Annotated in this window: 8 protein-coding genes; 3 read left to right on the forward strand and 5 right to left on the reverse strand. The window is 75.2% G+C overall.

The window, feature by feature from the left end; genetic code table 11:
* The first annotated feature begins 16 nt into the window (after positions 1-16).
* The 3 genes from I6A81_RS33155 (at position 17) to I6A81_RS33165 (ending at position 4,271) form a co-directional block, all read left to right on the forward strand.
* On the forward strand, positions 17-1,120 hold the full coding sequence (locus I6A81_RS33155; protein WP_203004151.1) for an AAA family ATPase: 1,104 nt from the start codon (positions 17-19) through the stop codon (positions 1,118-1,120).
* Positions 1,117-2,460: a vWA domain-containing protein gene (locus I6A81_RS33160; protein ID WP_203004152.1), complete on the forward strand. Its 1,344-nt coding sequence runs from the start codon at positions 1,117-1,119 to the stop codon at positions 2,458-2,460. Before I6A81_RS33155 ends, I6A81_RS33160 begins: the two co-directional genes overlap by 4 nt.
* Positions 2,461-2,612: 152 nt before the next feature.
* Positions 2,613-4,271 (forward strand): FAD-dependent oxidoreductase, encoded by a 1,659-nt coding sequence (locus I6A81_RS33165; protein WP_203004153.1) that lies wholly within the window; start codon positions 2,613-2,615, stop codon positions 4,269-4,271.
* Between the two features lie 202 nt (positions 4,272-4,473).
* On the opposite strand, the gene I6A81_RS33170 is transcribed toward I6A81_RS33165, so the two are convergent.
* The 5 genes from I6A81_RS33170 to miaB all read right to left on the reverse strand — a co-directional run bounded on the left by I6A81_RS33170 (position 4,474) and on the right by miaB (position 9,794).
* A complete protein-coding gene (locus tag I6A81_RS33170; protein WP_203004154.1) occupies positions 4,474-5,337 on the reverse strand; it encodes an EAL domain-containing protein in 864 nt (287 codons plus the stop codon).
* A 77-nt stretch (positions 5,338-5,414) separates the two neighbouring features.
* Complete coding sequence (miaA, locus tag I6A81_RS33175; protein WP_203004155.1) at positions 5,415-6,335, reverse strand: tRNA (adenosine(37)-N6)-dimethylallyltransferase MiaA; 921 nt, start codon at positions 6,333-6,335, stop codon at positions 5,415-5,417.
* 163 nt (positions 6,336-6,498) lie between these two features.
* Positions 6,499-7,392 carry an alpha/beta fold hydrolase gene (locus I6A81_RS33180; protein WP_307875085.1) on the reverse strand — a complete coding sequence of 298 codons (894 nt, stop codon included), beginning with the start codon at positions 7,390-7,392 and terminating at the stop codon, positions 6,499-6,501.
* On the reverse strand, positions 7,376-8,140 hold the full coding sequence (locus I6A81_RS33185; RefSeq protein ID WP_203004157.1) for a class III extradiol dioxygenase subunit B-like domain-containing protein: 765 nt from the start codon (positions 8,138-8,140) through the stop codon (positions 7,376-7,378). Before I6A81_RS33185 ends, I6A81_RS33180 begins: the two co-directional genes overlap by 17 nt.
* A 4-nt stretch (positions 8,141-8,144) precedes the next feature.
* Positions 8,145-9,794, reverse strand: coding sequence for a tRNA (N6-isopentenyl adenosine(37)-C2)-methylthiotransferase MiaB (gene miaB / locus I6A81_RS33190; protein ID WP_238429475.1), 1,650 nt, complete (start codon positions 9,792-9,794; stop codon positions 8,145-8,147).
* Positions 9,795-10,159 lie beyond the last annotated feature (365 nt).

Raw genomic sequence — 10,159 nt, forward strand, 5'->3', positions numbered from 1 at the left:
CTGCCACACTGCGGATGTGAGTGGACAGTCCTCCGTGACCAAGGCGCTCGGCCTCGCCGTCGCGGCCCGGGTCCCGGTGCTGCTGTGGGGTCCTCCCGGAACCGGCAAGACCTCGGCGATCCGGGCCATGGCCGACGCGGCGGGCTGGCCGTGCGAGACGGTGATCTCCTCGATCCGGGAACCGTCCGACTTCGCCGGCCTGCCGGTCGTGTCCGGCAGGGACGGGGCGGCCCGGGTGGAGTTCGCCCCGCCCCGGTGGGCGACACGGCTGGTCGACGCCGGGCACGGGCTGGTGTTCTTCGACGAGATCTCCACCGCTCCCCCGGCGGTGCAGGCGGCGCTGCTGCGGGTCGTGCTGGAACGCACCGTCGGCGACCTCACCCTTCCCCCCGAGGTCGCCGTCGTGGCCGCGGCCAACCCGCCGGAGCAGGCCGCCGACGGCTGGGACCTGTCCGCCCCGCTGGCCAACCGGTTCTGCCATCTGGACTGGCCGCTGGACGCGCGCGCCGTGGCCGACGGCTTCGTCGGCGGCTGGCCGGCCGTCACGCCGCCCCCGCTCGCCGCCGGCTGGGCCGAACGGGTCCCGGTGGCCCGCGGCTGGGTGGCCGGGTTCCTGACCGTGCGGCCGGAGCTGACCATCGACGTGCCCGAGCAGGCCGTGACCGCCGGCCGGGCGTGGCCGAGCCCCCGGACCTGGGAGATGACGGCACGCCTGCTCGCCGCCGCGCGGTCCGGCGACGTCGACGACGCGATCGTCTCGCTGCTGGTCCGTGGCTGCGTCGGCCTGGGCGCCGGCACGGAGTTCCTGACCTGGCTGGTCGAGGCGGACCTGCCCGACCCCGAGGCGGTGCTCGCCGACCCGGACTCGTTCGTCCTGCCCGAGCGGGGTGACCGGGCCTACGCGGCGCTGTCCTCGATCGCGGCGGTGGTCGCCGCGGACCCGAGCGGGGGGCGCTGGGAGCGGGGCTGGCGGGCGTTCGGGCGCGCCGCCGGCGCGGCTCCCGACGTCGCCGCGGCGGCCGCTCGCGCGCTGGCCCGCTGCCGCCCGCCCGGAGCCCCGGTCCCGCCCGAGGTGGCCACGTTCGCGCCGTTGCTGCGCGAGGCCGGCCTGCTCGCGTGAGCGCGGGAGCACACGAGCGGAGGTCTCGTCCGAGGCGGACCTCCCAGATCGACTCCGCAAGCTCCATCGATCCGGCAGGAACCCCGGAGGACGAGGCCGTAGCTCGTGGGCGACAGAGCGAACCAGCGGGACTGAGCGCCCTGGCCGGCGCCGACCGGACGAAGATCGCCGCGGCGCGGGTCTGGGCGGTCAACCGCCAGCCCTACCTGGCGAGGGCCCTGTTCGCCTGCTCCGTCGAGCCGGCGCCCGGGAGCGGCACGATAGCCGTCGACCGGGACTGGCGGCTGCACGTCGACCCCGACCTCCTGGCCGGCTTCGACCCGGCCGAGCTGGGCCGGTTGTTCATCCATCTCACCAGCCACCTGATCCGCGATCACGCGGCCCGCGCCGAGGCGAGCCGCGTCGCCCAGAACGACGGCGGCGCCCGCTGGAACCGCTGCGCCGACGCGGAGATCAACGACGATCTTCAGGTCGACGGCTGCCTGCCGGCCGCGGCCCCCGATCTGCCGGTGGATCTCGGCGCCTCGGGCGGGCTGCTCGCCGAGGCCTACTACCGGGTCGCCGCGGACGGGCCCCGGCGGTGGGACTGCGGGTCCGGTGCCGACGCCGGGGTCCGTCCCTGGGACCGACCGGCCGACGGCCCGCTCCGCGAACACACCCCTCCGAGGGGTGACCTGCTGCGGCTCGCCGTCGCCGCGGACATCCAACGCCACCACGCGACCGAGCCGGGCACGGTCGCCGGCGGCTGGCTGCGGTGGGCCGAGGCCGTGCTGCCCTCCCGGGTCGACTGGCGGCGGGTGCTCGCCGCCGAGATCCGCTCGGCGATCAGTGCCGCGGCCGGCGCGGTCGACTACAGCTACCGCCGCCCGTCCCGGCGGGGCCGCGCCGTGCCGGACGTCGTGCTGCCCACGATGCGCCGGCCCGTTCCCGAGGTGGCCATCGTGTGTGACACCTCGGGCTCCATGCACGAGGGCCTGCTCGCGCGGGCGCTCGCCGAGATCGACGGCATCCTGGGCCGAGCCGGGCTGCGCGCGGACGGGGTGCGGGTGCTCGCGGTCGACACCACCGTGCACACGCTGCGTCGGGTCAGCCGGGCCGGTCAGGTCCACCTCGCCGGCGGGGGCGGCACCGACATGGGCGCGGGCATCGCCGCCGCCGCGGCGCTGCGGCCCCGCCCGTCGACCGTCATCGTGCTCACCGACGGCTACACCCCGTGGCCCGACCGGCCCCCGCCCGGGACTCGCGTCGTCGTCGGTCTCCTGCGCGACGACGCCCACGGTGGTGGTCAGGAGATCCCGCCCTCCTGGGCTCGGACGGTGGTCATAGACGCCACGGCCTGAGAGCCAGGGATCCGTGTACGTCCGCCGGGATCGCCGTGGCTGGCGCCACCGCCGCGCGGGGGTGGGCGCGGGGGTCGCGGCGTGGTTCCCGAGGAAGATCACATCTCCTCGACTTCTTGACCGGTCGGTACAAAAACCCGAGAATCCCGGACATGAGCGCTCTTGCGTGGGACGAGGTCTTCGACGTCGTCGTGGTGGGGAGCGGCGCGGGTGCCCTCACCTCGGCACTGCTCGCCGCCGACGGCGGCGCGAGTGTCTGCGTCGTGGAGAAGTCCGAGTTCATCGGCGGGACGACGGCCGCCTCCGGCGGGGACATGTGGATCCCGCTGAACCGGCACATCGCGGACCAGGACACGCGCGAAGAGGCGATCGCCTACGTCACGCGTCTCTCCGACGGCCGCGCCTACGATCCGCACCTCATCGAGGTGTACGTCGACACCGCGGCGGAGGCACTCGACTACCTCGAGACCAACACCGGGCTCGTGACCCGCGCTCACAAGGGGCTCCCCGACTACTACGCCGTCGTCCCCGGCCGTATCCCTGGCACCAAGGACGTCCCGCGATCGGTCTCGTGCCAGCCCTATCCGGCGCGCGCCGAGCTCGGCGAGCACTGGGCCGGGCGTGTGAACCCCAGCCCCTGGGTGAAGCCCCCCGAGGTGGCCTACGCCGAGGAGATCGAGGTCGTCCCCCGCGAGGAGCTGCTACGGCGTCGGCGAGAGGGATACCGGGCAAAGGGCGGCGGCCTCGTCGCCCCGCTGCTGAAGGCGCTGCTGGACCGCGGCGTCTCGGTCCGCTACTCGACGCCGGGACGCGATCTGGTGACGAACGAGGCCGGTGCCGTCATCGGCGTCGTCGTCGGAGAGGACGGCGCGCGCAAGCGCCTCGGCGCCCGCAAGGGTGTCGTCCTCGCCACCGGAGGCTTCGAGTGGAACCCCGAGATGGTGAAGACCTTCCTCGGCTACGACGTCAAACCGTGCACGCCGTGGACCAACACCGGCGACGGTCACCGGATGGCGATGCGCGCCGGGGCGCAGCTCGGCCTGATGACCTCCTTCTTCAGCTACGGCGTCATGCACGACCCCTGGGAGATCGGCCGCGACGGCGACCCCCTGCCGCAGATGGAGATGGGCCTCGGCGCCGGGTCGATCATCGTCAACCAGCAGGGCAAGCGCTTCATGCACGGCGGCTACACCTACAACGACTTCTCGCACCCCTTCAACTTCTTCGACCAGCGCAACCCGGGCTTCACGAACAAGGCACCCGGCTGGTGCGTCTTCGGCGCGGCACAGTGGGAGAGCGCCAAGGGTGTCTTCGGCGGCCGGATCGTCGACGGCGCCATCGTCGGGCCGAACGGCCAGCCGGCCCCGTCTTGGCTCGTCGCGGCCGACAGCATCCGCGAGCTCGCGGTGAAGATGGACGTCGACCCGGACACGCTGGAGGAGACGGTGCTCCGGTACAACGCGTTCGCGGAGAAGGGCGAGGACCCCGACTGGGGTGACCCCGAGCAGGTCCGCTCGGCCACCGGCCCGGACACGACGAGCCTGAAGCCCGTCGTCGGCCCGGTCTACGGCGCGATCCTGCAGTGGCCGGGGACCCTGGGGACGAGCGGCGGCCCGAAGATCGACGCCGACGCCCGAGTGCTGGGCACCGAGGTGCCGATCATCGACGGCCTCTACGCCGCCGGGAACACCGCGGCCTCCGTGCTCGGCGGGACCTACCCGGGCGGCGGCTCCTGCGTCGGCCCGAGCATGGTGATGGGGTACCGGGCGGGGCGGCACGCCGCCGCGCGGCCCGCGCGCGACATCGGCTGAACGCCCCTACGACTGCCTTCGTGAAGGCGATCTCCGACGCCGGCGTCGGAACGAGCGCCTGAGCGCGGAGGGCGGCCACCCAATGCGGGCGGCCGCCCTCCGACGTCTCGTTTCCTGGTACTTCCTGCTATTCGCCAGCCGCCGTGCCCAGCTGGTCCCAGAGGTGGCCGGCGACGCGCGAGTTCCACGCCGAGCGGCGCCCTCAGGCTGTGGGCTGCATGTGGAAGGTGGAGGTCGCGGGACGCGGGTGCGGGGTGTGCGGGCGGGTGGGGAGGCCGCGGCCGAGGGCGAGCTGGCGGGCGTCGTCGAGGGACAGGGGCGGGCAGAAGGCGGGGCCCGTGGCGCGGTCGCAGCCGAGCGTCGTGACGCGGGCGGCGAAGCGGGCGGTGTCGACCCCTTCGGCGAGGACGACGGTGCGGCGCCGGCGAGCGAGGGTGACCATGGCGGCGAACACCGCCTCGCCCTCAAGGTCGCGCAGGGTGGCGCGCAGGAAGCGGCCGTCCATCCGGACCAGGTCCAGCGGCAGCAGGTCCAGGGTGGCCGGCGAGCCGATCCAGCTGCCGAAGGCGCGCACGGCGACCGCGACGCCGCCCGCGCGCAGCGCCTCGAGCAGCCGCGGCAGCGAGGGGTCCGCGCGGCCGAGGGTCTCCTCGGTGAACGCGAGCCCGACGGCGCCGGGTGGCAGGGCGCCGCGGTCGTGGACCAGTCCGGTCATCTCGGCCGCGAACGCGGGGCGGGCGAGCTGGCGGGAGCCGATGTGCAGCCACAGCCGGGGCGGGCGGATCGGCGTGCCGGCGGCCATGCGGTGCCAGGTGCGGCACTCGGTCACGGCGGCGCGCAGCGTCCACTGGTCGAGCTGGTCGACGAGCCCGGCGTACTGGGCGACGGCGCGGATGTCGGCCGCCTCCAGCAGCCCGCGGTCGGGATGTGCCCACTGCAGCCGGGCGGTCATCCCGGGCACGGAGCCGGTGCGCAGGTCCACCTCGGGCTCGAACGAGAACTGGAGGGTTCCGTCGTCGAAGGCGGCGTACAGGGCATGGATGAGCGCTAGGTCGAGCTCGGTCACGGGGCCTCTCCCGGACGCCGGGATGAACCGACCCAGCCCCGCTGGCGCACATCAGCGAGGGCCGGACCGCTCACACGTCAGAGCGAGCCCACCAGGCGGCGGACGGTGCCGACCTCGGGCTGGTGAAGCCAGGATATCCGTGGATCACGTTTGAACCAGGACCTTTGGCGACGCGCGAACCTACGCGTCGCGGTGACGGTCGCGACCCGCGCGTCGTCCGCCGACGCGAACTCGCCGCGCATCCAGCCGAGCACCTGGGCGTAGCCGAGCGCCCGCGACGCGGTCCGTCCCTGGGACAGGCCCGCCCTGTCCAGCTCACGGACCTCGTCGAGGAACCCGGCCGCCCACATCCGGTCGACCCGGACGGCGATCCGCTCGTCCAGGTCGGCGCGGTCCACGCCGATCAGGACCACGTCGTAGCGGGAGCGGTGCTCGGGCAGCGTGGCGGTGAACCCACCGGTCAGGGCGACGACCTCGAGCGCCCGCACGATCCGCCGGCCGTTGGAGGGCAGGATGGCCGCGGCCGCGTCGGGGGCGACGGCGGCGAGCTCCGCGTGCAGCGCGGCCGGTCCGGCGGCGACGAGCCGCTCCTCCAGCCGGGCGCGCAGCACGGGGTCGGTGCCGGGGAACTCGAGCTCGTCGAGCACGGCGCGCACGTACAGCCCCGAGCCCCCGACCAGCACCGGCGTCCGCCCCTCGGCGAGCAGCCGGTCGACGATCGCGCGGGCGTCGGCCTGGTAGCTGGCGACGTCGGCGGTCCTGGTCACGTCCCAGACGTCGAGCAGATGGTGCGGGATGCCGCGTCGCTCCGCCGGAGGCACCTTCGCGGTGCCGATGTCCATGCCGCGGTAGAGCTGCATCGAGTCGGCATTGATGATCTCGGCCGCGCCGGCGCCGAGCGCGGCGGCGTACTCGATCGCCAGGTCGCTCTTGCCGGCCGCGGTGGGCCCGACGATCGCGACGACCCGCCCGGGCGGATGTTGATCACCATTCCGCATGGGGTCCAGCCTGCCACGCGCGGCCGCGCCGGCACTCCCGGGGATCTTTCTCTTCGGTCCCGGGCGGGTGCCGATCCCGGCGGGCGGCACGGGCGCCGGTGGTTCGCCCGGCCCTCGCCGCCGGACGCGCTCCCCGCTGGCCGCTGGCGGGACGCGGACGAGATCAGGCGACCTCGGCGGCGTCGGCCGGCGGGGCCAGAGCCTCGAACGCGAGCGAGCCGACCGCGGCGGAATCCCGGACGAAGGCGACGAGAAGGCCGGCGGTGGCCGGCGGGTTCTGCGCGGCCGGCGAGTGCAGCGCGTCCGGGATCACCTCGTAGCGGGCACCGAGGCGCGCGGCCATGTCGGCCTGCAGCGCGGGAGGCCAGGCGTCGTCGCCGACGCCGTGCGCGACCAGCAGCGGGATGGCGCGCGCCGCCGCGGCGACGGCGACGGTCGCGACCCGGTCCGGCTCGGCGAGCAGGGCCCGGCCCATGACCAGCATCCCTCGTTCGGAGCTGGCGAAGAACCGCCGGCGCAGGAACTCGGCTTCCGCCGGGGACCGGACGACGGTGTCGACGGCGCGGGCCGCCGCCCAGACGGCCTCGAGGCCGCCCGCGTCGTAGAGCGGGAACATGGCGCGCAGCGCGAGGCCGCGCGGGCCGACGATCGCCGCCGGGCCGGAGCCGAGCAGGACGAGCGAGGCGAGCGCCTCCGGGTGGGCGAGCAGCGCCGCGCGGGCGACCAGCCCGCCGAACGAGTGGCCGACGAGATGCACCGGGCCGCCGAGCTCGGCGGCGGCGCGCGCCACGTCGGCGGCGAGCCCGGCCAGCTCGAACTGGCTGTCCGGCCCGTCGGGGTCCCCCGTCGACTCGTACTGCCCCCGCTGGTCGACCGCGACGCCGCGCAGGCCGGCGGCCGCGAGCAGCGGCAGGACCGGCGCGAAGTCCTCCTTGCTGCCGGTGAAGCCGGGCAGCAGCAGGACGGCCGGGCCGTCCGCCGGGCCAGCGGTCAGCGCGGCGAGGCCCGCCACGATCGCGCGCCGCGGCGCGTACGGTCCGTCAGCGAACGCCGTCACCCGGCACCTCCGGTTCCCACAGGCAGACGAAATAGCCGACTCCGTACGGAGCGTCCGCATACAGAACATCCGAGGCCCAGCCGCCCGTTCCCGCGGCCCGCAGCGCCCCGGCGAGGACCTGCCAGGAGGCCCGGCCGGCGACGAGCAGGTCGGCGGCCAGACCCGGTTCGAGGGAGAGCAGGGTGTCGAGGTCGACGGTCGCCAGCGCCCGTTCGACGACGGCGTCATACGGCCCGGCCCGGTCGTCCAGTGAGCCCGGGGCCTTCGGCGTCCGGCGGGCGCTGCCGTCGCCCATCACCAGCAGCGCGACCCGCTCCCCCGCCGCCGCCGCGGCCTCGACCAGGCCGGCGCCGAGCGCGGCGGCCTCGGCCGGCTCGGCCTTCGGCGACACGCCGAGCCCGCGGCGCCCCGCCGTGACACCGGCCTCGGCGAGCAGCCAGGCGCCGACCGCCAGGGACAGCGGCAGCGCGGCCCCGCCCGGCGCGCCCCGGGCACCGGGGCCGAGCGGGACGCGGAAGTCGACGCCGAAGCCGCGGAAGTCCCCGACCGCGGTCGGAGGGTAGATCAGGGAGCCGGCGGCGAGCGCCTCCGGGTCGTCGCCGACGACCACGACGAGGTCGGGGCCCGCGGCGCGCAGCCGGCGGACGGCGGCGAGCGCGGGCTCCCGCGCGGCCACCGGTTCGCCGGCGCCGACCCGGGGGACGAGCAGGGGCGGATGCGGGCAGATCGCCGCGGCGACGAGCGTCACCGGGCTACTGTGCCCCGGCCCCGGCCACCGCGCCAGCGGCTGACCGGACCGGGCCGGTCAGCTCCGTTGATCCGGGAGTCTCCGGGGACGCGGCACCGCCGCACCCGGAGGCCGAGCAGCCATGCTCGGCGTCGCCGGTGTCGCCGGCCGGCGCGTCGCCGTCCGCCGGCTTCGGGGCGGGCGGGGCGCCGACGCCGGGCATGCCGAGGCTCACCGACGGGCGGGACGCTCCCGGCGTCTCCCGGGCGGCCTCCCACAGGTCACCGGCGCGGGTCTGCCGGGCGGTCAGCGGCGCGCCCTCGGCGACGAGGTGGTGCGGGGCACCGTAGGTCACGACGGTCGTGACGACGTCGCCGGGGCGGAGGGCGGCGAGCTGGGCGAGCGCGGCGGCCTTCGCCTGCTCCGGCAGCGCGTCACCGAGCGCCGTGGTCGCGCCGGCGGCCCGGGCGTTCGGACCGAGATGGACGAGGCGGCCGTCGCGGGCGCGACCGGAGCGGCCGCCGGTGGCCTCGTCCTTGCGCCCCTCCCCTTCCGCGAGCAGCACCTCGACCACGCGGCCCACCTGGGCACGGTTCTCGGCCAGGGAGACCTCGTCCTGGAGGGCGACGAGGCGCTGGTAGCGCTCCGCCACGACGGTCGGCGGGACCTGGTCGTCCATGGTCGCGGCGGGGGTGCCGGGGCGCGGCGAGTACTGGAAGGTGAACGCGCCGGAGAAGCGGGCCGCGCGCACGACGTCGAGGGTGTCCGCGAAGTCGGCCTCGGTCTCCCCCGGGAATCCGACGATGATGTCGGTGGTGATCGCGGCGTCCGGCAGCGCGGCGCGAACCCGCTCGACGATGCCCAGGTAGCGGTCGCGCCGGTAGGAGCGGCGCATCCGGCGCAGCACGTCGTCGGAGCCGGACTGCAACGGCATGTGCAGCTGCGGGCAGACGTTCGGGGTCTCGGCCATCGCGGCGATCACGTCGTCGGTGAAGTCGCGGGGGTGCGGGGAGGTGAACCGGACCCGCTCCAGCCCGTCGACCCGGCCGCAGGCGCGCAGCAGCTTGGCGAACGCGCCCGGGTCGCCGAACGAGCGGCCGTAGGAGTTGACGTTCTGGCCGAGCAGGGTGATCTCGACGGCGCCCTCGGCGACCAGCGCCTCGACCTCGGCGAGCACGTCGCCGGGGCGCCGGTCGCGTTCCTTGCCGCGCAGGCTCGGGACGATGCAGAAGGTGCAGGTGTTGTCACAGCCGACGCTGATGCTCACCCACCCGGAGGCGTGGCTCGCCCGGCGGGCCGGCAGCGTGCTGGGGAAGACCTCCAGCGCCTCGGCGATCTCGACCTGCGCGGCGGCGTTGTGCCGGGAGCGCTCGAGGAGCACCGGCAGGCGGTGCAGGTTGTGGGTGCCGAAGACGACGTCCACCCACGGCGCCTTGCGGGTGATCGTCCCGCGGTCCTTCTGCGCGAGGCAGCCGCCGACGGCGATCTGCATTCCCGGGTTGGCCTTCTTGGTCGGATAGAGGTGACCAAGGTTGCCGTACAGCCGGTTGTCGGCGTTCTCGCGGACGGCGCACGTGTTGAAAACCACGAGGTCCGGGGTCTCGCCAGCCGCCACGGGCACGTATCCGGCGGACTCCAGCATCCCGGAGATCCGCTCGGAGTCGTGCACGTTCATCTGGCACCCAAACGTGCGCACCTGATAGCTACGCCCACTCACCCGACCAGCGTACGAGGTCACGCGGAACACGGAGATCACCGCTCCCTCGATGCAGTCCCTACGAGCGCCAGCGCCGAGCGGAAACCGTCAAGGACCTGGCGACCGCCCCCGGCGCGCAGGCGCGCCTCCGCGGAGGCCCGGCCACGAGCGAAGCGACGTGGTGCCCCATGGGGTAGAGCCCGGGACGGCACTGTCGAGGATCTCGCAACCGTGCTGGCGCGGAGGCGTGCCTCCGCGGAGGCCCGTCCACGAGCGAAGCGACGTGGTGCCCCATGGGGTAGAGCCCGGGACGGCACTGTCGAGGATCTCGCAACCGTGCTGGC

Origin of the sequence: Frankia nepalensis (assembly GCF_016786325.1) — a bacterium.
Taxonomy (GTDB): domain Bacteria; phylum Actinomycetota; class Actinomycetes; order Frankiales; family Frankiaceae; genus Pseudofrankia; species Pseudofrankia nepalensis.

Bases quoted from the DNA above. Each gene is read 5' to 3' on its own strand.
- I6A81_RS33165 (WP_203004153.1), top strand. From the start codon at position 2,613: ATGAGCGCTCTTGCGTGGGACGAGGTCTTCGACGTCGTCGTGGTGGGG.
- miaA (WP_203004155.1), bottom strand. From the start codon at position 6,335: ATGCGGAATGGTGATCAACATCCGCCCGGGCGGGTCGTCGCGATCGTC.
- miaB (WP_238429475.1), bottom strand. From the start codon at position 9,794: ATGAACGTGCACGACTCCGAGCGGATCTCCGGGATGCTGGAGTCCGCC.